Genomic DNA, 24569 nt, shown 5'->3' with positions numbered 1-24569 from the left:
GAACCAGAACTTTCGTTCACCTCGACGGAAAGTTGCCGACCAGGCACCATACGCAGACACTTCGTTCCCCTCCGGCCCCGGGACAGGCCCGAAACCCTCACCGTCACGACATCGGACGCCGGAGGTCGGCCGGATCGGCCTCGCCCCGCCACCGCCCGGCCCGCGCCTGGCACGAGGGATCGGCGGTGCCCTGACGGTGACCACCCGATGATCGTCACCCCTACCGTCCACGACGACCCGACACACAGAGGTGAGGAAGTGGGAACGATGACGGTGAAGGTCAGACGAGCCGGGCTGGTCATGCGGACGCTGGTCGCGGCGGCGCTCGCGGTGGGAGTGGGCGGGGCGGTGACGCAGCAGGCCGCGCAGGCCGCACCACCGGCGGGAGTGAGCGACCACACGGCATCGGCAGCAGCGCCGATGGCCTGCTACGAGGGCGAGATCCCGGGCAGCGCCAACTGGGACGGAGACATCAGCACGCACGTACGGGGTTCGGCCTGCACCACCCGGTGGGCCCGAATCGTCTGGGACAACAACCCCAACTGCTGCATCCCGGTCTGGGCAAAGATCGAACGGCAGGTGAACGGCAGCTTCGGGTGGCAGGTCACCCACACCCAGACCAGGAAGCTCGAGTACGGCAACTTCGGTACCTTCGACACCGCGACCGTGCCCTGGGTTCAGAACGCCCCCCAGCGATTCCGTGCCTGCTGGGGCACCGGACCCTCTCAGCCCAGCAGCTGGGACTGTGGGCCGTACGTCAACTGACCCGTTGACCAGCTGAGCCATCCGGCAGCATCCGATGGCCGGGACCCCCGCTCACGTGGAGGGATCCCGGCCATCGGCGCTGTCACCGATCACCGCACCGGGCGGCCTTGGCTACCCGGCCGGCTCCGACCGTCGGGTCAACGCGGACGGGGTAGGCGCCGGGCCAGGTCGCGACGCGCGGGGGTCGACGGGTCGGCGACCCTGCCGGCGATGTGGGACCGCTCCCCCACCCGGACGCCGGTGTCCAGCCGAGCGGCAACGCGGGCCAGGGCCTTGTCGCCGGGACGGGCAACGAGGTGGAAGTGCGACGCCTTCACCGGGCTCAGGTCCCCGCCCCAGACGACCGTGCCGTCGCAGTCCACGAGGATGTCCCGCACGATCGCCTCATGATGGGGCCACAGCCGCTCGCTGCCGCCCAGTGGGTAGGCGGTGGGGTGAAGCGCGACGGCAGTGCCGGAGAGGTAGTTGGACTCGAAGTCCGCGGTGATCTCGCGGCTCGCGGTGTAGGCGGTGATTCCCCCGCCCTCGCCGGTATCGAGCGGGGCGATCTCGTAGTGCCAGCGGCGCGCGAGGTGCAGCAGTACCGTGGCGGCCTGGCCCTGCCGCAGCGCGACCGAGGCGCCGGACCCTTCGACCCGGTAGGTGGCGATCGCGGCGGGATCGATCCGCCAACCGTTGGCGGATCGATCCCGCCTTCCGACTCCCGCGCCCTTTCCGGCCGCCTGGGCCGGAACGACGGGCGCGAGCGCGAGCACACCGGCACCGGCTGCGGCACCCAGAAGATTACGTCTGGTGATCATTGGTATCCCTCACTCACCCGTCGTCAGAGCGGACACACCCGGATCGGCTCCGGCTCGCCACACGTCGTGGTCCAGACCCCAGCCCGGCTGGAACATGTACTCCTTGATCTGGTTGAAGGACCAGTTCTCGGGCAGGGGGAAGCCGAGGTTCCCGGAGTAGCCCCAGGACATTCCGGAGACCAGCGACCAGCGGGCACCGATTTCGTGCGACACGCGGCTGCACACGTTGCGGGAACCGTAGATGCCGAAGCTGTAGCGGTTGCCCAGTTCGGCGAGGCCGGCCTTGACACCCTGGAAGTACGGGTTGATGTTGCTGTCGATCTCGGAGTCCATCGCGTCGTAGTCGACGGCGAAATAAATACAGGTACCCGCCGGGATCCGGTACTCGATGCACTTCCGGTGGGCGATCTTGCCCTGGTCGTACCCCTTTTCGTAGGTGAAGTTGAACAGTTGCTGGCCGTTGTACTGGAAGATCGGGAAAAACCTGAGCCCGGCGTCCAGGATGGTCTGCGGCTCATTGGGCTTGAGCGCCTTGCCGATGTAGTACGGATCGCCCGGCAGAAGGTGCTCGTCGAGGTACCGGCCGACGATCCGGTAGCCGGCGTTCCAGAGGTCCCTGCCCCGGGTGGCGGTGATCTCGGTGATGCAGTCGCAACCGGTCGCGGGCCGATCGATGTCGCCAGAGGAGACGAGCAGTTGGGCCCAGGTCGTGTAGTCGTTGGTGCCCGTCACCGGCAGCTGCGAGAAGCTCTGAAAGGCTCGTACCCAGGCCAGGTGGGTGCTGGTCTCGGTGTCGGTGCCGATGTCCTCCGGGCGGTACATCAGCGGCACCTGGGGGTTTCCCGGCAACATGGTCGGCGAGTTGAAGTAACACGCGGCACGGAACAGGTAGCGCAGATCGCCGGTGAGCCGGGTGGAGCCCCTTCCCCGCAGCGCGGCCTGCGTGCCGGGACCGAAATAGCCGTTGATCGAGTTCAGCGCCAGGCCCAGTTCGTACTGGATGGCCATCATCAACCCCTGCTGGACGTCGCGGGAGTAGATGCCGTCGCAGGGCACCAGACCCATCGCCGGGATGCCGATCTCGGCGACGTAGCGGGCGTTCAGCCGCTGCTGGATGCGCTGGATGTTGATGTCACCGCCCGGCACGAGGCGGAACTGGTCCATCCGCATCAGCGCTTTGGCGACGTGCGGCCACATCTTGTACCGCATTGTCACGTTGTCCCACGACAGGCCCGCGTCGGTGTAGACCCGCTGGAGCGCGCTCTGCGAGTCGCCGGTCCAGAAGTGCTGGATGGTCGAGGTCCAGTAGCCCTTGCACCACAGGCCGCCGTTGTAGATCCGGATCAGGTTCTCGTTGCCTTCCTGATCCGGCATGATACTGCGCGACTTGACGGCCTCAAAGGTGCCGGGACCGAAGCTCTGGACCGTCGGGGATATGCCGAGTTCGTCCTGGAGCCCCTGCGTCAGTGACAGCACTGTGGACCAGCCGGTACGCCCGTTCTCGGGGCTCTCGATGTAACCCGGCGCGTTCTCGTAGGTGACGTTCGCCCATTTCTGGGCCTCATAGATGTAGATGTCCGCGAAGCCGCTCCACGGGACGGCGGGGTCGATCGTCGAGCCCTGCTGCGCGTACATGCTGAGGTGACCAGGGCACTGGGTGTTGTATCCGTGCGAGTGCGGGACGATCCGAGTGCCGGCCAGTTTGGGCGCCTCCCGACGCAGGTGGTCGATAAGCGACCGAAACGAGCGCAACATGGGCTCGGTCGCGGTCTGGTTCGCCCGCATAAGGCCGCAGATGGAGTAGAAGGCGGCGTTGCGGGGCAGACCGTCGACGGGCTCCCCCGTGCCGGCGTTCGCCTCGCCGCGCTCGTATCCCCGCCCCTGGTAGATGTTGCCGTGCGGGCAGATCAAGAAGTTGTAGCCGATGTCGCTGTCGAAATTAGAATCGTCGAAGTGCATCTCGTAGACGGCGGCGACGTCTCTGCGGCAGTCCTCCTCCGTCACGAGTTCACCCGCGAGCGGGTCCGCCCCTCCACGATAGTGGATGAATACCCCGCCGATCGGATCCCAGGCCGGATTGTCGCTGGGCTGAGGGGGAGCAGAGGCGTGCGCCCGCCATTCCTCCTTGACGTACTGCCCCCAGGTCGCGCGACTGTTTATTGTGACAATCATGGCACCCCCGTCTTACCGATGACTCAGGATGATCGGCCCACTCACGGCCGGGTCACAGGCACCCTAACGGCCGACCCAACGGCAGGGTCCGGAGTGGTTCGAGATTGCCCGGAGTACGGCCAGGAATTGCGCGCACAATCCGGCTCCGGCGCCGGGCATTTGCTCGACACGAAGATCCTACGGTTCGGTGAGCGCATTGTAAATCGCCTATCCTCAATGCGACATTCGATGCGGATGAAGTGACACGCCGATGACGTGTCGATGACGGGGGCGACCCCGGTCGGCCACCGTCGTCGTCCGTGGGGTGCTCTACGATCGATCAGATGACGACCAAGGGCACGTCCGGCAGGGCACGGCTCACCACCTGGCTAAGTCCAACCCGGGTCGTGGTGGCCGGGACCGCAACGGTCGCGTTGCTGCTGATCCTGCCGATCCGGATCTTCGCGCCCGGCGACCACGAGAAGAGGGTCTGCGGCAACGCGCTCTTCACCGACCTGGACCTGTGGCGGGTCCCGACGGACGGCGACTACTGGGACAGCGCCTACCAGTCCTGCACCAGCGGTCGCATCGACCGGCTCGCCTGGGCAGTGGCCGTCGTGGCGGTGACCGTTCTGGTCGCGACCGTACTGGCCGCGCGCCGCGCGCCGTCGGCGGGTCCCGTCCGCTGACCCCGGCGGGATTGCCACGCCGGAAAACCGTCACTCCCCACAAAGGACAGCCGACCGGTTCCGCCGCTGACCTATCCACTTACGTCCAGATATGGGCTGCGGGAACGGGATCGACGGCCGGCGAGCAGCGGATTACATCACCCCCTGACGCAGCGATCGACCTCGGTAAACCATGCGCAACAACGACGGAACCCTCTGTTGATTTCGCTGCAACCGCGTGGCAGACTGATAGTCACGAATGACTAACACGGGGGATCCAGATGAGGTTTTGCCTACTCGGGCCGCTAGCGATTCGAGCGGGTAGCAAATACCACGCTATCGAGAGCAGCAGGCAACGGAAGCTTCTGGCCGCTCTGCTGATCGATAACAACACACCAGTGTCGATCGGCCGACTGGTGGACGTACTCTGGGGAAATAACCCACCGCCAACCGCACGCAAGCAGGTGCAGAACTGCGTAGGTTCATTGAAAGTGGTCCTCAGGTCATTCGGTCAGGAAATCGAATTGACCCGGAGAGCATCGAACTACGTGCTCGAGGTGGACGACGACCTGGTGGACTACCGACTGTTCCGCCAGCTCGGCGACGGAGCCGACCGGCTCGTCGGCAACGGAGAGCTGACGGAGGCCGCCGTTCTCCTCCGAGAGGCGCTGGCACTGTGGCGCGGACCGGCACTGGAGGACGTGGGATCCGATGCGCTGGCCGCCGACGCCGCCCATCTGGAGGAGAAGCGGCTCCGCACGATGCAGACCCTCACCGACCTCGAATTCACCCAGGGCAACCACGCCGAAATGATCGCGGACCTGGGCGTCTGGGTACGCCTCTATCCGTACCACGAGCGCCTGCACTGCCAGTTGGCGAGCGCACTGCACGAGGTATCCCGTACCGCCGAGGCGCTACAGCTTCTGCGGGCACTCAAGGAACGGCTCAGCACGGAGCTGGGCATCGGCAGCGGCGCGCCGGTGTGGCACCTGGAGCAACAGTTGCTCGGCGCGACCGAAACCCCGCCCGCCAGCGGCCAGACCCCCGTGGACGGAGAGCTACTCAAAGCGATCAGGTCGGCCATGAAGGAACTGTCCGCCGCCGTTCACCTGCTGTCGAACGAAAAAGTCGGCTCCTGATCGTCGAGTCGCCGCCGGGTCTCCCCGGCGGCGACTACACCTCCCGGTTGACCGCCTCCGCCGCCAGGGACGCCAGCATCGCGTTGGCCTCGCCGGAGATCGGCGCGTCGGCAAGGGCCGTCAACGCGCTGTCCGTACGCACTTTGATCATCTGTTCGATCCGTCCCAAGGACCCGGTCTCAACGATGATCGCGCGCAGCTCGGCCGCCCCGTCCGGATCCAGGTCCGGGTTGCCGAACAGCTCCTTCAACCGCAGCGCCTGGGCCCGGTCCGCGCTGCCCCGGGCCAACGCCATCATCACCGTGGGCTTGCCCTCCCGCAGATCGTCGAGCACCGACTTGCCGGTCACCGCCGGATCCCCGAACACCCCGAGCACATCGTCACGGAGCTGGAACGCGTCCCCGAGCGGGTCACCGAAGGCGGCGAACGCCGACAGCAGCTCGGGACCGGCACCGGCCAGCGCCGCCCCGATCTGCAACGGCCGGGTCACCGTGTAACGGGCCCCCTTCATCCTTATCACCGTCAACGCGCTCGCCACCGAACCGTCCCCGACCCCGGAAACCAGGTCCAGGTACTGCCCGGCGATCACCTCCGTACGCATGTTCGCGAACACGCCGTACCCCTGGTGCAGTTGGTCGGCGCTCAGGCCGCACTCGTGGAACATCTGGTCCGCCCAGGCGGCGCAGAGGTCCCCGCAGAGCAGCGCGGTGCTGCGCCCGTACGACGCCGGGTCGCCCCGCCACGACGAACGGGTGTGCAGGTCGGCGAAGAGCCGGTGCACCGACGGCTCACCCCGGCGCCGGTCACTGCCGTCCATGATGTCGTCGTGGATCAGCGCGAACGCGTGGAACAGCTCCAGCGCCGCCGCCGCGACCACGATCGGGGTGTCGTCCACCCCACCCGCCCCGCGCCAGCCCCAGTAGCAGAACATCGGCCGCAACCGCTTGCCGCCGGCCAGCACGAACCGGTGCAGGGTGGTGAAGACACCGCGCGGCGCCCCGTCCGGCCAGTCCGGATCCTGCCGCTCCAGGAACGCCGACAACTGGGCGTCGAACCGCTTCCGCAACTCCGCCGCGTCGGTCAGCGGCGCGGTCGCGGTCACGCTTCCCCGTCCCGCGCGCCGAGTCCGGCCAACTCCAGCAACAGTCCCTTGACCTCGGTCGCCGCGATCTTCTCGCGGGCCGGGCCCGGAGCCGAGCAGAGGAAGACCGGGGCGTCGGCCGGATCCTCGGGCAGCCGGCCGTGCGAACCCTTCACCGCACGCGCCCCCGCGTCCAGCCCGACCACGCTCATCATGTACCGCATGCCGAGCTTCTTGCGGGCCAGGGCCACCCCGGCCCGCCGCTTCGCCGCACCGGGCGCCTCCGGGTCGAAGAACAACTCGGCCGGGTCGTACCCCGGTTTGCGGTGGATCTCGACCAGCCGGGCGAAGTCCGGTGCCCGCGCGTCGTCCAGCCAGTAGTAGTAGGTGAACCAGGCGTCCGGCTCGGCCACCAGCACCAACTCACCACTGCGCTCGTGGTCCAGGCCGTACCGGGCCTTGCCGTCGGCGTCGAGCACCTCGGCCACCCCCGGCAGGGCGGCGCAGAGCTTCGCCACCGCCGGGATGTCGGCCGGGTCCTTCACGTACACGTGGGCGATCTGGTGGTCGGCGACCGCGAACGCCTTCGACGTCCACGGGTCCAGGTATTCCATCCCGTCCTGGGTGTAGACCCGCAGCAGGCCCTCGGCGCGCAGCAGCCGGTTGACGTCGACCGGCCGGGACACGTCGGTGATGCCGTACTCGGACAGCGCCACGATGGTGGCGTTACGGGCCTTCGCCGCGTCCAGCAGCGGACCGAGCACCCCGTCGAGTTTCGCCGCGGCGGCCGCCGCCTCCGCCGAGCCCGGCCCGAACCGTTGCAGGTCGTAGTCCAGGTGCGGCACGTAGACCAGGGTCAGGTCCGGGTTGTGGGTGGCCATCACCTGCTGCGCCGCCTGGCAGATCCAGCGCGACGACGGCAGCCCCGCCCCCGGCCCCCAGTACGTGAACAACGGGAACCCGCCCAGCTTCGCGGTCAGCTCGTCGTGCAGCTCCGGCGGGTCGGTGTAGCAGTCCGGCTCCTTGCGACCGTCCGCGTAGTAGATCGGCCGGGGCGTCACCGTCCAGTTCACGTCCGCGCCCATCGCGTACCACCAGCAGATGTTCGCCACCGTGTAGTCCGGTCGCTGCGCCCGGGCCGCCTGCCACACCTTCTCCCCGCCCATCAGGGCGTGGTGCTGGCGCCACAGGAACACCTCACCCAGGTCGCGGAAGTACCAGCCGTTGCCGACGATCCCGTGCTCCGTCGGCGGCGCACCGGTCAGGAACGTGGCCTGCGCCGAACAGGTGACCGCCGGCAGCACCGTACCCAGCTCGGCCTCGAACCCGGCCTGGGCCACCGCCCGCAGGCGGGGCATGTGGGCGAGCAGTCGCGGGGTCAACCCCACCACGTCGATCACGACCAGCGGTGCCATTTTCTCTCCTTGAGTCATGCCGTCACCGGGGCGGACACCGGGGTCAGGCCGAGGTCGACCAGCTCGTCCCGGGCGTACGCCAGCTCGGCCGCGATGCCGCCGACGAGTTCGGCGTCCGAGTTCGGCCGCCGGGCCGCCGGCAACACCCCCCAGGTGTACGTCTCCACGTCGAAGTGGTCACACCCGGCGCTCGCCCCGCCGAGCAGTTCACGCAGCGCGCCGCGCAGCACCGGGGTGGTCGCCCGCAGCGGCGGCTCCGGTTCGGCGTGCAGCGGCACGTGGTAGTGCACCCGCCAGGGCCCCGGCAGCCCGTCCGCGAGGGCCTGGTCGAGGTCGTCGGTGGCGTACGCCGGATCGGCCGGGTCGGCCGCACCGGCACAGCCGGCACCCCGGGTCTGGTGCAGGAAACGCGGCTCGACGTACCCGCCCAACTGCTCGGCGGCGGCCACCGGGTCGTCCGCCTGCAAAGCGGCCGACACCTGCACCTTCACCACCGGCAGCCCGGCCCGGCGCAGCCGCTCCAACGCGTCGGCCGGCTCCTCCCAGGCACAGGCGAGGTGCGCCAGGTCCAGGCAGATGCCGAGCCGGTCGGTGTCGACCCGGGCGAGCTGGGCGGCGGCCTGCGCGGTGCTCTCCACCGCGCAGCCGGGCTCCGGTTCGAAACCGACCCGGACCGCCCGCCCGGTCTGCCAGGCGATCGAGGTCAGCCCGGCGGCGAGCTGTTCGAGCGTACGAGCGGCGGCACCGGCCTGGGCCGGGGTCCACGGCGTACGCCAGGCCAGCGGCAGGGTGGAGATGGAACCCCTGGCGGCGTCGTCGGGCAGCAGGTCGACCAGGATCCGGGCCAGGTCGAGGGTGTACTCCAGCCGCTCCGGCGCGGTCCAGTCCGGGTGGTAGACGCCGAGCTTCACCACCGGCGCCTGGAACGACCGGTACGGGAACCCGTTGAGCGTCACCACCTCCAGCCCCCGCACGTCGAGTTCGGTACGCAGCCTGCGTCGCAGGCCCGCGTCGGCGGCCAGCCCGGCGGCCACCGGTGCGGCCAGCCACAGCCCCAACCCGAGGACGTCGGTGTCGAGCCGGCGCCGGATCGGCTCGGCGAACGTGTCGAGCTGGCTGATCACCCCGGCCAGGTCCTCGGCCGGGTGCACGTTCGTGCAGTAGCTCAGGTGGACGGTCTGCCCGTCCGGGTGGCGCAGCCGCATCAGCTACCACCCCGCAGGATCGAGTTGCCCTCGAAGGTCGGCTCGGGTCCGGCCGCCGAACCCTCCAGCTCGGCCGGGTCGAGCCGGCCGGACTGGCCGTAGAACTCGATCGGGTTGCGCCACAGCACCCGGTCGACGTCGTCGTCGCTGAACCCGGCCGCCAGCATCGCCTCACCGGTGATCCGGGTCAGCAGCGGGTCGGACCGGCCCCAGTCGGCGGCCGAGTTGACCAGCATCCGCTCGGTGCCGTACTTGCGCAGGATCTCCACCATCCGGGGCGGGGACATCTTCGTGTCCGGGTAGATGGAGAAGCCGGCCCAGCAGCCGGAGTCGCGTACCTGCTCGACGGTGACCTCGTTCAGGTGGTCGATCACCACCCGGCCGGGGTCGATGCCGGACTCGGCCACCACCGCGATGCTGCGTTCGGTGCCCCGGGCCTTGTCCCGGTGCGGGGTGTGCACCAGCGCCGGCAGGTCGTACGCGACCGCCAGGGCGAGCTGGGCGGCGAAGACCTCGTCCTCCTCCGGGGTGGTGGAGTCGTACCCGATCTCGCCGACCGCGACCACGTTGTCCTTGTCCAGGTAACGCGGCAGCAGGTCGAGCACCTCCCGGCAGCGCGGGTCGTTCGCCTCCTTCGGGTTCAGCGCGATGGTGGCGTAGTGCCGGATGCCGAACTGGCTGGCCCGGAACGGCTCCCAGCCGACGAGCGAGTCGAAGTAGTCGGCGAACGACCCGGCGCTCGTACGCGGCTGCCCGAGCCAGAACGCCGGCTCGACCAGGGCGCGGACCCCGGCGGCGGCCATCCGCTCGTAGTCGTCGGTGGTGCGCGAGGTCATGTGGATGTGCGGGTCGAAGATGCGCATGTCACGCCTCTTTCGTGATGAGTCGGAGCCGGTCGAGCAGGGCGGACGCGTCGGCCGGGATGGAACGGCCGGCGGCGCGGCGTTCCTCGTCCAACCCGGCGAGCATGATCTCCAGCTCGCCGTCGGCCCGCTCGTCGAGCCGGTCGACCACGGCCAGCGGCACCTCCATGAACACGCACTTGAGCACCGCCTGGCGCCAGCTGGCGGGGTCGAGGTGGCCGGCGTACGGGCCGAGGGCGGCGGCGACCAGCCGGGTGTCGTTGGTCCGGATCGCGTCGTGCAGCAGCGGCACGGCGGCGGCCCCGATCGGCAGCCACGGCAGGGCGCGCAGGACGGCCCGTTTCTCGGCCGCGTCGCCGTACCGGTAGAGGGTTTCCACCTGGCCGACCACCCGGTCGGCCGGCAGCATCGTCAGCAGCAGCACCCGGGCCGCGTCGTCGGCGGTCCAGCCGGGCGCGTCCGGTAGCGGTGCCCGGCCGCAGCGCCGGCCGGCGGCGGCGAACAGCCGCCCGACGGCGTCGGGTTCGCTCACGACCCGCCGCAGCGCCTGGTCCAGCCAGTCCGGGTCCGGTACGGCCGAGAGCGCCGCCCGCAGTTGATCCGGTTCCATTACGCCTCCCCTTCCAAACCGGCCGGTCGCGCCACGGTGGTGGTCGCGCCGGCCCGCTCGATGGTTGCCCCGGCCCGCCCGGCGATCCGGCCGACCTGCTCCACGGCCACCCCGGCCTGCCAGGCTGCGGTGTGCAGGAAGTCGACCGAGCGGGACGCCACGGCCGGTGCCGCGTGCGAGTCGCGGGGCAGTTCGACCGCGACCAGGCCGGTGTAGCCGGCGTCGGCCAGGGCCCGGAGCACCGGCGGGAAGTCGATCTCACCGGTGCCGAACTCCAGATGTTCGTGCACGTCCCGACGCATGTCGTCGATCTGCACGTTGACCAGGTGCGCGGCCACCTCGGCGACGCAGTCCGGTACGGGCTGCGGCTCCAGGCACCGGCAGTGTCCGATGTCGAGGGTGATGCCGAATCCGGGCGGTGCGCCGAGCGCGTGCCGCAGCCGCCACCAGGCGGCGATGTCGGGCACCAGCATGCCCGGCTCCGGTTCGAAGCCGAGGGTGACACCGGCCGCGTCGGCGGCGTCGACCACCTCGGCGCAGCCGGCGACGAGCCGGTCCCAGGCGCTGGTCTCGTCCAGCGCGCCGGGGCGTACCCCGGCCCAGAACGAGACCGCCTCGGCACCGAGGTCGGCGCCGACCGCGACCGCCCGGCGCAGGAACTCGATCCGCAGCGCCGGATCGTCGTCGAGCAGCGTCGGGGCGTGCTTGCGCCACGGGTCCAGCAGGTAGCGGGCCCCGGTCTCGATCACCAGCCCCAGGTCCAGTTCGGCCAGCCGGTTGCCGAGCGCGGCCACCCTCGCCGCGAGCGCGGGCGCGAACGGGTCCAGGTGGTCGTGGTCGAGGGTCAGCGCCACCCCCTGGTAGCCCAGGTCGGCGATGACCCGCAGGGCGTCGTCGAGCCGGTGGTTGGCGAACCCGTTGGTGCCGTAGCCGAACCGCAGCCCGGTCATCGTCCGCTCCCCCGTCGCGCCGGACCCACCGGTCGCCACCAAGCGGCCGTGCTCATGTCGGGGACAGCTTCCGGGCCAGCCGCCGGCCGAGCGGTGCCGCCGCGGCGACCGCCATTCCGAGCACCCCGGCACCGGTCCGGGCGACCAGGGCACCCTGCAACGCCGGCAGGCCCATGATGCCGGCCCCGACGGCGGCGCGTACCCGGTCGGCGGCCGGGTCGGCGGCGACCCGCGCCTGCGCGGTGCCGTACTGGCCGACGTACCAGGCGGTCAGGGCGGCGGGCACCCAGGCCCGCCAGCCGGTGCGGCGGGGACCGACCACGGCGGCGGCGGCCACCGCGGCGGTCCCGGCCAGGGTCACCTTCGGCAGGGTACGGTCGGCGCCGCTGACCTCGCGGCGGGACAGTTCGGTCACCGTGTACGTGTGCGCGGCCACCGTCACCGCCGCCGGCAGGGCCCGCAGCGGTTTCCTGCCACCGCTGGCGCCGAGCAGCACGTCCAGCCCCCGGCAGGCGGCCATCACGGCGGGACCGGCGGCGGTGTTCTTGGCCTTCACGTCGTACGCCCAGATCGCGCCGGCCAGCGGCACCGCCACGGCCAGCGCCCGACGTCCACCGGTGAGACCGGCGACGGCGAGGCCGGCGGCGGTCAGGCCGGCGGAGACACCGAGCGCGGTGCCGGGTGAGATCCGGCCGCTCGGGATCGGCCGTTCGGGCCGTTCGACCGCGTCGAGTTCGCGGTCGGCCCAGTCGTTGGCGGCCATTCCGGCCCAGTAGAGCAGTACCGAGGCGCCGGCCAGTCCCGGCACCCGCCGGCCCAGCGCACCGGCCGCGGCGGCACCGGCCACCACGTCACCGGGTACGGAGAGCGCGGCCGGTGCCCGGACCAGCTCGGCGAAGTCACCCAGGGAGGGCATGGTGACGCACCTCAGCCCTGGGCCGCGTCGGCCGGTCCGGCCTCGGCGCCCGGTGCGTGAGCGTCGGCGTCGAGTTGGCGGACGAAGGCGCACAGGATGGCCCACTGCTCGGGCAGCGAGTGCGAGCCCTCACCGAGCGGGTCCTTGAAGAAGAAGGCCAGCTCGTCGAGGGGACCGCCGCGCCCGGTCCGGTGCGCGGTGGCGGTCAGCCGGGCCAGGTCCAGCACCAGCGGCGCGGCGAGCGCCGAGTCGCACCCGTGCCAGGTGAACTCCATCCGCATCGCGGTGCCGAGGAAACCGGAGAAGGTGATCAGGTCCCAGGCGGTCTTGAAGTCGCCGATGTCGTCGACGTACTCGATCCGGGTGTTGCCCTGCGGCACGTAACCGAGGGTCTCGCCGAGCACCCGCTGCTTGCTGGCCGCCTTCGCGGCGTTCGCGGCTGGTTCGGCCAGGTTCGCGCCGTCGCCGCCGCCGAGCAGGTTCACACCGGACCAGGTACGCACCTTCAGGTTGCGCAGCGCGAACATCGGTGCCAGCACCGACTTGACCAGCGTTTCGCCGGTCTTGCCGTCGTGTCCGGCGTACGGCAGGTTCTCCCGGGCGGCGAGTTGCGCCAGGGCCGGCAGCCGGGCACCGGTGGACGGGGTGAAGTCCACATAGGAGCAACCGGCGGCGAACGCCGCGTAGGCGTACGCGGAGCTGTTCGGCAGCACGGTGGCACCGTCGGCCAGCGCCTGTTCCAGGGCGGCCAGGTCGGCGTGCGCGGGGTCCGGGGGCGGGGCGGGTTCGGTGGCGGAGACGTTCACCACCACCACCCGGTCCAGCCCGTTGCGCTGCTTGAAGGTGGTGAGGTCGGCGACCAGGGCGGCGATCACGTCGGCCTGCCGGTCGGCGGTGGGGACGGGGCGGATCTCGCGTTCGACGGTGGCCAGCTCGTCCGGGAGCGCGGTCACCAGCCGGGCCGGCAGTACGCCGGCGGCGGCGAGCGCCTCCGCTTTCTTCACCACCGGGGTGGGGACGAGGTCGTGGCCGCCGAAGACGAGATCGGCGTAGCCCGGTAGGGCCGGGCTGCGCAGCTGGGGCAGTTCGGTGACACAGCCGGTCGGCTCGACGAGCCCGGCTCGCAGGGCCAGGGCCCCGACCACGCTGGTGACGGCGACCGAGCCGCGTGCGCCCACCAGCCAGATTCCCGTACGCATGTTGTGCTCCTTCCTCGCGCGGGGAACTGCGCGGTGGCATCCGTGGGGGTTGTACGGATCCACCGGTATAAATACTGGCGTGCTGGAAAGTCAACGGCGTGGTGGAAGAGCACCCCGCCCGCCCGACCTGGTCGGATAACGTCCCTCGAACAGCGCCGGAGTCGGCGGCAACGGCGTTGTTCGTGGAACCCGGCAGGTACGGGCGGACGGGGCTGGCAGGCAAGGTCGGTCGGCGTCGCGACCTTGCCTCCCCCGCGTCGTGCCGGCTGGTGCGGCGGCGTTTCGCAGCGCCGCGCCAGCCGGAGTCCTTCCCTGATTGAGTTGTCATCGGATGCGGTCCGGGACGGGGGCCCCGGGCCGTACCCGCGGCTACGGCGTAGCCATCGGGAATGTCGTCCGGTTCGTTCGTGCGTGCGCCCCGGGGGTCGGGGCCGGTGGTGGTGGTCGGACGGCTCCGGGGGTCGGTGCCGTGGGCGGTGTGGACGGGCGGCCCCTGCTCTCGGGGCCGGTGCTGCTACTGGGCGTCCGGTACGACCGGGGAATCCCGGTCCGGCCGTACCGGACGACCGCGTTACCTCCGTACGCCGCCGTGGTCGGGTGGACCTCGGTGCGTACGCCCTCCGGGTGACCCTGCTCCGGCCGCGGGGCGCAACCGCGACCGGACCCTCGCTGATCGATCCGGAAAGCTGGTCGGGTGGTGGTGTTGGCGCACCACCACGGATGGATGTGTTCGGGTACTGGGGTGGTGCCGGGTCAGGCGGCGACCGTGACGAGCGTGGGCTCGACCTCGGTCCACGACGAGCCCAGCTCCGCCGAGCGCACCACCGCGTCCAGCACGAGCTGGACCTGGAGGGCGTCGGCGAACGACGGGGTCGGATCGGTCCCGGTGGCGATCGCCTCCAGGAAGTCGCGCATCTCGTGCGTGAACGAGTGCTCGTACCCGATGATGTGTCCCGGCGGCCACCATGCGGACATGTACGGGTGGTCGCCCTCGGTCACCAGGATCCGGTTGAAGCCCTGCTCGGCGGTTGGCCCGCTGGCCTCGTAGAACTCCAGTTCGTTGAGGCGTTCGAGGTCGAACACCACCGTGCCGAGCGATCCGTTGATCTCGACCCGCAGCGCGTTCTTGCGCCCGGTCGCGAACCGGCTCGCCTCGTACGTGGCCAGGGCCCCGCCGTCGAGCCGCGCCACGAAGACGGCGGCGTCGTCGACGGTCACCTCTCCGGTGGCGACGGATCCGTTACCGGTGGAGGCGGCCAACCCGCTGGACTCCGCCGGCAACGGCCGCTCCTTGACGAACGTCTCGGTGATCGCGCTGACCCCGCTGATCCGTTGTCCGGTCACGTACTGGGTCAGGTCGATGATGTGCGCGCCGATGTCACCCAGCGCCCCGGAACCCGCCCTGTCCCGCTGCAACCGCCAGACCAGCGGGAACTGCGGGTCGACAATCCAGTCCTGCAGGTAGACCGCACGGACGTGCCGGATGACGCCGAGCCGGCCGGATTCGACCAGCTTCCGCATGAGGGTGACCGCGGGGACCCGGCGGTAGTTGAACCCGCACATGGACCGTACGCCCACCGCCTGCGCCTTGGCCGCGGCGGCGACCATGGCGCGAGCCTCGTCGACGGTGTTGGCCAGCGGCTTCTCGCACAGTACGTGCTTGCCCGCCGCCAACGCCGCGATCGTGATCTCGGCGTGGCTGTCACCCGGTGTGCAGACGTCGATCACGTCGATGTCGTCCCGGTTGATCAGGTCACGCCAGTCGGTGGTGTACCCGTCCCAGCCGAGCCGATCGGCGGCCGTAGCCACCTTCGACTCGTCCCGGCCGCAGATCAGGGCCATCCGGGCTCGTGTCGGCAGGTCGAATACGCGGTTCACGGTGCGCCACGCCTGTGAGTGCGCGGCGCCCATGAACGCGTAGCCGACCATGCCGACCCGCAGCTCGCTATCTACAGTGGACAAGGTGGGCCTCCCCTTAGATCAGAACCCGAGCTTGCTGTAAGTGCTCGCGTTCTCCTTGGTGATGGTCTCCGAAGTGAGAGTGATCTCCTTCGGGACCTGCAGCTCGACCAGGTCGGACATGCCCTTGCCCTGTCCGATCAGGCGAGCCAGCGTGATCGCCGAGGATGCCATCGAGGGGCTGTAGGTCACGGTCGCCTTCAGCACGCTGTTGTCGGCCGCGATCGCGTCGATGGCGGCCTTGGAGCCGGCGCCGCCGACCATGATGAATTCCTTGCGGCCGGACTGCGCGATCGCGGCGAGAACCCCGATGCCCTGGTCGTCGTCGTGGTTCCAGACCGCGTCGATCTTCGGCAGCGCCTGGAGGAGCTGCGAGGCCTCGGCCTGCCCGCTGTCCGCAGTGAACCGCGCGGCCCGCCGGTTCTCCACCTTGAAGCCGAAGGTGGCCAGCTCGGCCTTGAAGCCGGCGGACCGCTCCGTGGTCAGCTCCAACTCGTCCATGCCGGCGATCTCGCCGATGATCGGGTTGGTGATGCCCTTCTTCTTCATCTCCTCGCCGATGTACTTGCCGGCGGAGACGCCCATGCCGTAGTTGTCGCCCTTGATCTGCAGCCGGTAGGCCAGCGCGTCCGGGAACGCCCGGTCCAGGTTGACCACCGGGATGCCGGCCTTCATGGCCTCCAGGCCGAAGGCGTTGAGCTCCTTGCCGTCGTGCGGCAGCAGGACGATGACGTCGGGCTTCTGCGCGATCAGCGCACGGAGCGCGGCGAGCTGGGCCGGGGCGTCCGCGCCGGCCTCGACCGTCTTGAAGGTGACGTCCGAGTAAAGCGCCGCCTGGGCCTTGGCGTTGGTGGTGATGGCGGCCATCCAGCCGTGGTCGGCGGCCGGGGCGGAGAAGCCGATGGTGACCGGCTTGCCCGGCGCGGCGGCGGACGCGTCGGCGACCTTGGTCTGGCCCTCCGGCGCGGCAGCCTCGTTACTGGTGCAGGCGGTGAGCAGGGCACCGGCGCCGAGCGCGGCCCCGCCGAACATCAGCCGGCGGCGCGACAGGTCGCGCGCTTGCTGGGTCATAACGACCTCCTGTTTTCTCTGAAAGGTGGGGGTGTGCGGATATGTTGGGTCCGGCGAGCGCCCGACTGCGGCGTCACCTGGAGAGTTGCGGTGCCTCAGGTCGTGGTGACCTTGTTCCGCGCGAAGAACTGGGTGATCGACTGGAACCGGAACTGCTGGATCAGCACGGCGACGACGATGATGCCGCCCTTGACCATGTTCTGGACCTCGACCGGAAGGTTGTTGATCGCGAACAGGTTGGTGATCGTGGCGAAGATGATCACGCCGAGCAGGGAGCCGACGATGGTGCCCCGACCGCCGCTGAGCAGCGTGCCACCGATGATCGCGGCGGCGATCGCATCGAGTTCGTACAGGTTGCCCATCGCCGCCTGGGCGGAGTTGGCCTGGGCGGTCAACATGATCGCGGCGATGCCGCAGCAGAGCCCGGAGAGCCCGTAGAGCAGCAGGGAGTGCCACTTGACGTTGATGCCGGCGAGCCGGGCCGCCTCCGGGTTGCCGCCGACGGCGACCGTACGGCGCCCGAAGGTGGTGCGGTTGAGCAGGATCCAGCCGACGAGCACCACCCCGGCGAAGATGTAGACCAGGATCGGGATGCCGAGCAGCTTGTTGCTGGCGATCCCGTTGATGGTGGAATTCGTGGAGACCTGGGTCTGCTTGCTGGAGATCTGGGCGGCGAGCCCTCGGGCGGCAACCAGCATCGCCAGGGTGGCGATGAACGGCACCAACTTGCCGTACGAGATCAAGACGCCGTTCACCAGGCCGACGATCGTACCGACGATGATCGCGGTGAAGATCATGCCGGCCGCGCCGTAGCTCTGGGTGGCGACCGTGGTGGCCCACACCCCGGCCAGCGCGACGATCGCGCCAGCCGACAGGTCGATGCCGCCGCCGATGATCACGAAGGTCATCCCGACGGTGACCACACCGACCACGGAGGCCAGTTGCAGGATCGACAGAACGTTGTTCCAGACCCAGGTGGAGTCTCCGTACAGGCCGGGTTGGGTGATCGCGCCGATGATGATCAGCAGCGCGAGAACGCCCACCAGACCCAGGTTGCGGGTGATCGACTCGCCCAGGTCGCCACGCCACTTGCCACCCTTGGCCGGGGGCGTGGCGCCGCCGTGCTGCGGGGTCTCGGCCACCGCGGTCGCGGTCGCGTCACTCATGCTGGCGCACCTTCCATCAGCGACCCCGACATGACGAGGTCGAGCACAGTGTCTTCGTCAAGTTCGCCGGCCGGCGCCTCGCGCACGACCCGCCCCTCCCGCATGACCAGCACACGGTCGGCCAGGCCGAGCACCTCGGGCACCTCGCTGGAGACCAGCAGCACACCCACCCCGCGCTCGGCGAGGGCACGGATCACCTGGTAGAGCTCGGCGCGGGCGCCGACGTCGACACCCCGGGTCGGCTCGTCCAGCAGCAGCAGTTTGGTGTCGCCGAGCAGCCAGCGACCGACCACCACCTTCTGCTGGTTACCGCCGGAGAGGGTGCGCACCGCCCGGCGTACGTCGAGCGGGCGCAGTTCCAACGAGTCGGCGATCTGCTCCGCCTCGGCGCGTTCCTTGCCGGCGTTGGTGAAGCCGAATCGGGCGTACCGGCTGAACGTGGCCAGGGTGACGTTGCGGTAGATCGGCTCACCGAGCAGCAGCGCCTGACTCTTGCGCTCCTCCGGTGCCATGCCCATGCCGGCCTTCACAGCCGCGCCGACGCTGCCCGGACGCAGGTTGCGCCCGTTCATGCTGACGGTGCCGAACTGTGACCGGCGGGCGCCGTAGATGCACTCCAGCAACTCCGACCGGCCGGACCCGACCAGCCCGGCGATGCCGACGATCTCACCGGCCCGGACGTTGAGCGAGACGTTGACGAACTCGCCCTCGCGGCAGAGCCCGTCGACCCGGAGCAGTTCGGCGGCATCGGGCGCAGCGGCCCGCCGCTCGGGAAAGACGTACTCGATGTTGCGGCCGGTCATCCGGCTGACCAGGTCCTTGGTCGGGGTGGTCCGGGCCGGCAGGTTCGCCGCCGTGGTCCGGCCGTCCTTGAGTACGGTGACCCGGTCGCCGATCTCGCGGAGTTCGTCCATCCGGTGCGAGATGTAGATGACCGCGATACCCTGTGCGGTCAGTTCGCGGATGATCCGGAACAGGTTGCCGACCTCGTCGTGGGCCAGCACCGCGCTCGGCTCGTCCATGATGATCAGTCGGGCGTCGTGCGAGAGCGCGCGGGCCATGCTGACGATCTGCTTGCCGGCGGCCGGCAGCGACCGGACCATCCGGCTCGACGGGATCTCCCCGTGACCGAGCCGGGCGAGGATGCCGTTGGTCTGGCGCTCCATCTTGCCCCGCTGGACGAAGCCGAGGATGCGCGGCTCGTGGCCGAGGAAGGCGTTCTCCGCCACCGACAGGTCGTCGACGAGGTCGAGTTCCTGGTAGATGGTGGCGATCCCAGCCTTCATCGCGGCCTGCGGGTTGGCGAAGTTGACCGTCTCGCCGAGCCACTCGACCTGCCCCGAGTCGGGCTGGTGCGCACCGGACAAGATCTTGATCAGGGTGGACTTGCCGGCGCCGTTCTGGCCCAGCAGGCAGTGCACCTCGCCGGCCCGCACCTCCAGCTGCACGCCGTCGAGCGCGCGTACGCCGGGGAACGTCTTCACCACGTCGGTGAGCCGCAGGACAATATTGGGTTGTGCGGAATCTGTCTGTTGTTCCGTGCTGACGTGCTCGCTCACAATGCCTCCCCGAAGGCGACGTCGCTGGCGAGTACCGCGGCGCCGGTGACCCCGGCCCGTGGGCCGAGTTCGGAAAGAACCACCGGCAGGTTGCCGGTGGCCAACGGCAGCGACCGTCGGTAGACCACGCTGCGAATTTCCGCGAGCAGGATGTGACCCAACTGGGCCAGCCCCCCTCCGATGACAATCATCGATGGATTGGCGAAGCTGACCAGGCCGGCGAGAACTCCGCCCACCCGGCGCCCGCCGTCACGAATGAGCCGGATGCAGGTCACGTCCCCCTCGACGGCGCCCTCGGCGACGTCCTGGGCGGTGACCGCACCGCTCGCCGCGAGCCGCTCGGCCAGCACCGGTGATGCGCCACTGCGAGCCGCGACCGTGGCGTCCTTTGCCATGGCGGCGCCACTGAACAGCGCTTCCAGGCAGCCGACGTTGCCACATGAACACATCGGACCGTGCGAGTCGACCTGGATGTGGCCGATGTCGCCGGCACATCCGTCGGTGCCCCGGTAGACCTCGCCGGTCAGGTAGATCCCGCACCCGATGCCGGTGCCTATCTTGACGAAGAGGAAGTCGTCCACCGAGTGGGCGACCCCTCCGTGCCGTTCTCCGATCGCCATGATGTTGACGTCGTTGTCCACCACCGCGGGGCAGTTGTGCTCACGGGTGAGCAGCTCCCGCACCGGGAAGCGGTCCCAGCCCGGCATGATCGGCGGGGACACCGGCACGCCGTCCCGGAAACTCACCGGGCCGGGTACGCCGATGCCGACCGCGTCGAGCCGCTCGTACGCGCCCTCGACCTTGGCCTTGTGCAGCAGCTCGTTGACCCGCTGCAGTATCACCTTCGGGCCGGACCGGATGTCGCTGGCCTCGGCGTACGCGATCACCGGTTCGAGGCGGCCGTTGACCACCTCGACGTCGATCGAGCTGGCGCCCAAGTCGACCGCGGCGAACCGCAGACCGGGGTTCAGTTCGACCAGTGTGGACCGACGTCCGCCCCGGCTGGCGGCGAGTCCCGCCTCGGCGACGTAGCCGGCGTTGACCAACCGGTCCAGCTCGGCGAGGAGCCGGGGCCGGGGCATCTCCAACCGGTCGGCGAGCTCGGCGCGCGAGACGGCTCCCTGGTCACGGAGCAGTCGCAGCAACCGGAGGTGGAGTAGTTCCGCCGTGCGCACGTGGACTCACCTCCCGGTCGGGTCTGTTCACATCGACGCAACGTCGAGGTGTTGTGCCCGACACAGTAGGAGCCTTCCGGCGCACCTGTCTAGAGCTTCAGGAGATCTGGAACGAACTTTTGTCTCCCCGAGCAAAAGCACCGTCCTGATCAAGAAAACTCATTCGTTCGGCGGACGCGCGTCCCTGCGGAGTGTGCGATCGTCCCGGAGCTCCAGGTACGGCTCACGGTCGGCCGGGTAGCCGGCCGCGATCGCCCGTCCCCGCTCCAGTTCGGCGTTCAGCTCGGCGCCGATCAGGATCGCCACGTTGGTCAACCAGAGCCAGACCAGGAACACGACCACCGCCGCCAGCGTGCCGTACGTCTTGTTGTACGAGTCGAAGTTCACCACGTACAGGGCCAGTCCACCCGAGGCGAGCAGCCAGACCACCACGGCGACCACCCCGCCCGGCGTGATCCAGCGGAAGCCGCCCTGCCGGGCGTTCGGCGATGCCCAGTAGAGGATCGCGAACATCAGACTGACCAGCAGCAACAGCACCGGCCACTTGGCGATGTCCCAGGCCGTCACCGCCGCCCCGCCGATCCCCAGCACGTCACCGGCGACCTCGGCCAACCGACCGGTGAAGACCACGATCAGCGCACTGACCAGCAGCATCACCCCGATCACCGCGGTCACGCCGAGCCGGATCGGCAGCGTCTTCCAGATCGGCCGCCCCTCGGGCACGTCGTAGATCGCGTTCGAGGCGCGCATGAACGCGCCGACGTAGCCGGACGCCGACCAGAACGCGGTCAGCAGACCGAAGATCGCCGCCAGGCTGGCCGTACCGCTGTTCTCCCGTACCTGCCCGATCGCCCCGTCGAGGATGTTGCGGATGTCCTTCTGCGGCACCACGTCCCGGATGGTGCCCTGCACGTCGTCGGTGGTCTGGGCGCCGAGCAGCCCGAGCAGGGAGACCAGCACCAGCACGCCGGGGAATATCGACAGCACGCTGTAGTAGGTCAGCGCCGCCGCCAGATCGGTCAGGTTGTCCTTCTGGAACTCGGCGACCGTCCGCCGCAGCGCCGCCCACCAGGAGGTCCCGGAGAGCCGGACCGGACTCGACGGTCCCTCGTCCGGGGCCGGTGGACCGGTCTGCTGGTCCGAGGCCATGGCGGCCTCCCTCCTGTCTGCGGGCACGATCACCACCTGATGCCCCACCGGCAGCCGCCGCAATCCACCAGGTCAGCTCACTTGTACAGCATCCGGCCCATCCGCCGGGACGCGACCAGCAGGCCGACCAGCGTCGCGGCGAGCAGGTACAGCACATCGACCATCCGCAGCCAACCGCCGGTGCCGGTGGTGATCCCCCGGATCAGGTCGACCGCCCGGTAGAGCGGGCTCACCTCCACGAGCCAGCGCAGCACCACCGGGTAGCCCTGGGCCGGCACGAAGGTCCCCGAGAAGAGGAAGAGGGCGAACTGGGCCGACCCGATCAGGTCAAAGTCCTGCCAGCTGCGCATGAAGGTGGTCAGCGCCATGCCGAGCGAGCCGAAGGCGAAGCCGACCAGCACCGCGGCCGGGAAGGCGGCGAGCGCCCGCGCCGGGGTGGTCAGGTCCATCGCGACCATGACGACGAGGAACGCGGCCGAGTAGAGCGTGCCGCGCAGCATCGCCCAGCCCAGCTCGCCGAGCGCGATCTCGAACGGCCGTACGGGGGTCGCGAGGATCCCGTCGTACAGCTTCATGTACTTCATCTTGCCGAAGAAGTTGAAGGTGGTCTCCGACAGCGCGCCGCTCATCGCCGAGGAGGCGAGCATCGCCGGGGCGACGAACGCCGCGTACGTCACCACCTGCCCACCGGGCAGGGTGAGGTCGCCGATCAGCGCACCGACCCCGACGCCGATCGAGAGCAGGTAGAGCAGCGGCTCGAAGAAGCCGGAGACCAGCACCACCCAGTAGGCGGACTTGAGCGCGGCGACGTTGCGCTCGGCGACCGAGACCGAACGGCGCGCACCCTCGAAGCCGATCAACCGGGGCAGGACGAGGCTGACCACTGATGTCCCTTCCTAGATCACGAGCCGGCGGCGGAACGCGACCACGGCGAGCAGCCAGCCGCCGATCGCCCAGGCGGCGAGGTAGAGCAGGTGACCGGCGATCGACCACTGCGGCGCGATGCCGAGGGTCGCGGCCCGGCACAGGTCCACGCCGTGCCAGAGCGGTGACACGTACGCCGCCCAGCGCAGCCCGACCGGCAGCGACTCGACCGGGAAGAAGACCCCGGCGAAGAGCGTCATCGGGATGATCGCGAAGCGGAACAGAATCGCCAGGTAGCTGTCGCTGCGTACCCACGCGGAGTAGGCGAAGACGGGGGTGGCGATGGCCAGCCCGAGCAGCACCACCAACGGCAGGGTGGCCAGCGCCCAGACCGAGTGCAGCGCCCCGAAGGCCGCCGCGACCAGCAGGAACGTGGCACTGCTGGTGAGCACCCGGACCGCCACGAAGGCCACGTGTCCACCCAGGATGTCGGGCACCCGCAGCGGCGCGGCGATCTGGGCGAAGTAGGTCTTGACCCAGTTGAAGCTGCTCAGCACCGGCCAGGTCGACTCGCCGACCGCCACCTGGAGCGCCGTCGAGGCGATCAGACCGGGCACGAGGAAGTCGAGGTAGTCGACGCCGTCCACGCCCTGGGTGACGTAGGCACCGACCCCGAGGCCGAAGCCGACCATGGTCAGCAGCGGCAGCACGAACGAGGAGACCGCGCTGGACCGCCAGGTCCGCCGATAGTCGGCCAGGTGATATTCGAGTACGGCCAGCGCCGCCGCCGGCCCGCTCGGTGGGCGCGCCGGTGTACGGGGCACGGCCGCCCCGTCGACGGTCACCATCAGCGCGTACCGGTCCGGCCGGTCTCGACCACCCACCGCATCACGTCAGCCTCCGCACAGCTCCGCAGCACGACCTGGTCGTCGTACCGTCGGAACTGTACGGCGGGCCGCCGACGTTTTCGCAGATTTTTGCGAGCCGGACGGCTACCGGTGCCGGATCCTCCCTGGTCAGAGAGCCGGCCGAGACTTCCACCGGCGGCGGGGTGGGCGTCCGTTCCCCACTGCGATGGAGCCTTCGAGACGAAGCACTCATTCAACCGGGCCTATATTGACATACATCAAAGTACGCTCGTATCTTAGTGATCACCGCAGTCCCGCTCTGGGCCTGCGACTTCACGAGGGGACCCCATTTATGCTCGTCCGCATGCTCACGGTGACCGCCGCGACGCTTACCGCCGCGCTTCTGACAGCAGGTGCACCGGCTCCCGCAGTGCCCTCCGACCAGCCGTTCGCGGCACAGGCGGCCGCCGCCAAGCTGACAAAAGCTCAGACCAGCGCATTGCAAGACGAGATGGACTCCTACCTGAAGAAACTCGGTGGCAAGCAGGTCTCGCTCAACGAGATCACGTTCGACGGCGGCGAGTTGGCCGTGGCACTGCCCGGTGAAGCACACCCCCGGGACTTCACCAACGGAAAGGCCCGGATCGCCAGCGAGTGCGCCTCGGGCTGGCTCAATGGCTGGTTCTGCGCCTTCAGCGGACCGAACCAGACCGGCTCCGAGCTGAACTGGTACAAATGTGGAACCAGGTACAGCATGCCGTGGACCACTACCGGGTCGTGGTGGAACAACCAGACGCAGGGAACCGTGGCGGCGTTCTTCAAGACCACCGGAGACCTGCACGCCTACACCCCACCTGCATACAGCGTGAACATGAGCTACTACTGGGCGCCCGTATACACCGTTCGCATCTGCTGACGTTGACCTGGGGGGGGGGGGGGGGGGGGGGGGGGGGGGGGGGAGGGGCGGGGGGGGGGGGGGGGGGGGGGGGGGGGGGGGGGGGGGGGGGGGGGGGGGG

Annotated in this window: 23 protein-coding genes; 5 read left to right on the top strand and 18 right to left on the bottom strand. The window is 69.8% G+C overall.

Features of this window, described 5'->3' with window-relative positions; all coding sequences use genetic code 11:
- Nucleotides 1-267: 267 nt before the first annotated feature.
- Complete coding sequence (locus ACZ6QQ_RS30285) at nucleotides 268-765, top strand: hypothetical protein (RefSeq protein WP_465880906.1); 498 nt, start codon at nucleotides 268-270, stop codon at nucleotides 763-765.
- Between the two features lie 137 nt (nucleotides 766-902).
- On the opposite strand, the gene ACZ6QQ_RS30280 is transcribed toward ACZ6QQ_RS30285, so the two are convergent.
- Complete coding sequence (locus ACZ6QQ_RS30280) at nucleotides 903-1565, bottom strand: hypothetical protein (protein ID WP_465880905.1); 663 nt, start codon at nucleotides 1563-1565, stop codon at nucleotides 903-905.
- A gap of 9 nt (nucleotides 1566-1574) precedes the next feature.
- Entirely contained in the window at nucleotides 1575-3737 is a 2163-nt protein-coding gene (locus ACZ6QQ_RS30275) for a glycoside hydrolase domain-containing protein (protein WP_465880904.1), read from the bottom strand.
- A 323-nt stretch (nucleotides 3738-4060) separates the two neighbouring features.
- On the opposite strand from ACZ6QQ_RS30275, the gene ACZ6QQ_RS30270 reads away from it, so the two are divergent.
- Entirely contained in the window at nucleotides 4061-4405 is a 345-nt protein-coding gene (locus ACZ6QQ_RS30270) for a hypothetical protein (RefSeq protein WP_465880902.1), read from the top strand.
- A gap of 527 nt (nucleotides 4406-4932) precedes the next feature.
- On the top strand, nucleotides 4933-5523 hold the full coding sequence (locus tag ACZ6QQ_RS30265) for an AfsR/SARP family transcriptional regulator (protein WP_465880901.1): 591 nt from the start codon (nucleotides 4933-4935) through the stop codon (nucleotides 5521-5523).
- A gap of 34 nt (nucleotides 5524-5557) precedes the next feature.
- On the opposite strand, the gene ACZ6QQ_RS30260 is transcribed toward ACZ6QQ_RS30265, so the two are convergent.
- From ACZ6QQ_RS30260 to ACZ6QQ_RS30225, 8 genes are read right to left on the bottom strand one after another with little or no spacing between them, the layout of a single operon-like run.
- Entirely contained in the window at nucleotides 5558-6625 is a 1068-nt protein-coding gene (locus tag ACZ6QQ_RS30260; RefSeq protein ID WP_465880900.1) for a polyprenyl synthetase family protein, read from the bottom strand.
- Entirely contained in the window at nucleotides 6622-8019 is a 1398-nt protein-coding gene (locus ACZ6QQ_RS30255) for an alkaline phosphatase family protein (RefSeq protein WP_465880898.1), read from the bottom strand. The genes ACZ6QQ_RS30260 and ACZ6QQ_RS30255 overlap by 4 nt, the downstream gene beginning before the upstream one ends.
- Before the next feature lie 14 nt (nucleotides 8020-8033).
- Nucleotides 8034-9224, bottom strand: a complete 1191-nt coding sequence (eboE, locus tag ACZ6QQ_RS30250) for a metabolite traffic protein EboE (protein ID WP_465880897.1) — start codon at nucleotides 9222-9224, stop codon at nucleotides 8034-8036.
- The gene (locus ACZ6QQ_RS30245) at nucleotides 9224-10087 is read right to left on the bottom strand and encodes a TatD family hydrolase (protein ID WP_465880895.1); all 864 of its coding nucleotides are present in this window, start codon (nucleotides 10085-10087) and stop codon (nucleotides 9224-9226) included. The genes eboE and ACZ6QQ_RS30245 overlap by 1 nt, the downstream gene beginning before the upstream one ends.
- Nucleotide 10088: 1 nt before the next feature.
- The gene (locus ACZ6QQ_RS30240; RefSeq protein ID WP_465880894.1) at nucleotides 10089-10697 is read right to left on the bottom strand and encodes an EboA domain-containing protein; all 609 of its coding nucleotides are present in this window, start codon (nucleotides 10695-10697) and stop codon (nucleotides 10089-10091) included.
- Entirely contained in the window at nucleotides 10697-11647 is a 951-nt protein-coding gene (locus ACZ6QQ_RS30235) for a sugar phosphate isomerase/epimerase family protein (protein ID WP_465880893.1), read from the bottom strand. The genes ACZ6QQ_RS30240 and ACZ6QQ_RS30235 overlap by 1 nt, the downstream gene beginning before the upstream one ends.
- A 52-nt stretch (nucleotides 11648-11699) precedes the next feature.
- Nucleotides 11700-12563 carry an SCO3242 family prenyltransferase gene (locus ACZ6QQ_RS30230; RefSeq protein ID WP_465880892.1) on the bottom strand — a complete coding sequence of 288 codons (864 nt, stop codon included), beginning with the start codon at nucleotides 12561-12563 and terminating at the stop codon, nucleotides 11700-11702.
- Nucleotides 12564-12574: 11 nt separating this feature from the next.
- Nucleotides 12575-13762, bottom strand: a complete 1188-nt coding sequence (locus tag ACZ6QQ_RS30225; RefSeq protein ID WP_465880890.1) for an inositol-3-phosphate synthase — start codon at nucleotides 13760-13762, stop codon at nucleotides 12575-12577.
- Between the two features lie 478 nt (nucleotides 13763-14240).
- On the opposite strand from ACZ6QQ_RS30225, the gene ACZ6QQ_RS30220 reads away from it, so the two are divergent.
- Nucleotides 14241-14390 (top strand): hypothetical protein, encoded by a 150-nt coding sequence (locus ACZ6QQ_RS30220; RefSeq protein WP_465880888.1) that lies wholly within the window; start codon nucleotides 14241-14243, stop codon nucleotides 14388-14390.
- Nucleotides 14391-14515: 125 nt separating this feature from the next.
- Here ACZ6QQ_RS30220 and ACZ6QQ_RS30215 read toward each other — a convergent pair whose 3' ends face one another.
- The 8 genes from ACZ6QQ_RS30215 to ACZ6QQ_RS30180 all read right to left on the bottom strand — a co-directional run bounded on the left by ACZ6QQ_RS30215 (nucleotide 14516) and on the right by ACZ6QQ_RS30180 (nucleotide 23553).
- Nucleotides 14516-15724 carry a Gfo/Idh/MocA family protein gene (locus ACZ6QQ_RS30215; RefSeq protein ID WP_465880887.1) on the bottom strand — a complete coding sequence of 403 codons (1209 nt, stop codon included), beginning with the start codon at nucleotides 15722-15724 and terminating at the stop codon, nucleotides 14516-14518.
- 18 nt (nucleotides 15725-15742) lie between these two features.
- The gene (locus tag ACZ6QQ_RS30210) at nucleotides 15743-16792 is read right to left on the bottom strand and encodes a substrate-binding domain-containing protein (RefSeq protein ID WP_465880886.1); all 1050 of its coding nucleotides are present in this window, start codon (nucleotides 16790-16792) and stop codon (nucleotides 15743-15745) included.
- 95 nt (nucleotides 16793-16887) lie between these two features.
- Nucleotides 16888-17958 (bottom strand): ABC transporter permease, encoded by a 1071-nt coding sequence (locus ACZ6QQ_RS30205; RefSeq protein ID WP_465880885.1) that lies wholly within the window; start codon nucleotides 17956-17958, stop codon nucleotides 16888-16890.
- Nucleotides 17955-19517, bottom strand: a complete 1563-nt coding sequence (locus ACZ6QQ_RS30200) for a sugar ABC transporter ATP-binding protein (RefSeq protein WP_465880883.1) — start codon at nucleotides 19515-19517, stop codon at nucleotides 17955-17957. Before ACZ6QQ_RS30200 ends, ACZ6QQ_RS30205 begins: the two co-directional genes overlap by 4 nt.
- Entirely contained in the window at nucleotides 19514-20692 is a 1179-nt protein-coding gene (locus tag ACZ6QQ_RS30195) for an ROK family protein (protein WP_465880882.1), read from the bottom strand. Before ACZ6QQ_RS30195 ends, ACZ6QQ_RS30200 begins: the two co-directional genes overlap by 4 nt.
- Nucleotides 20693-20851: 159 nt before the next feature.
- The gene (locus ACZ6QQ_RS30190) at nucleotides 20852-21841 is read right to left on the bottom strand and encodes a YihY/virulence factor BrkB family protein (protein ID WP_465880880.1); all 990 of its coding nucleotides are present in this window, start codon (nucleotides 21839-21841) and stop codon (nucleotides 20852-20854) included.
- Nucleotides 21842-21918: 77 nt separating this feature from the next.
- The gene (locus ACZ6QQ_RS30185) at nucleotides 21919-22725 is read right to left on the bottom strand and encodes an ABC transporter permease (RefSeq protein ID WP_465880879.1); all 807 of its coding nucleotides are present in this window, start codon (nucleotides 22723-22725) and stop codon (nucleotides 21919-21921) included.
- A gap of 12 nt (nucleotides 22726-22737) precedes the next feature.
- Complete coding sequence (locus tag ACZ6QQ_RS30180; RefSeq protein ID WP_465880952.1) at nucleotides 22738-23553, bottom strand: ABC transporter permease; 816 nt, start codon at nucleotides 23551-23553, stop codon at nucleotides 22738-22740.
- Between the two features lie 364 nt (nucleotides 23554-23917).
- Between ACZ6QQ_RS30180 and ACZ6QQ_RS30175 the strand changes: the two genes are divergently transcribed.
- Complete coding sequence (locus tag ACZ6QQ_RS30175; protein WP_465880878.1) at nucleotides 23918-24469, top strand: hypothetical protein; 552 nt, start codon at nucleotides 23918-23920, stop codon at nucleotides 24467-24469.
- Nucleotides 24470-24569: the final 100 nt, after the last annotated feature.

Source organism: Micromonospora sp. NPDC049529 (genome assembly GCF_055586685.1).
This window is presented reverse-complemented; position numbering and strand designations above follow the sequence as displayed.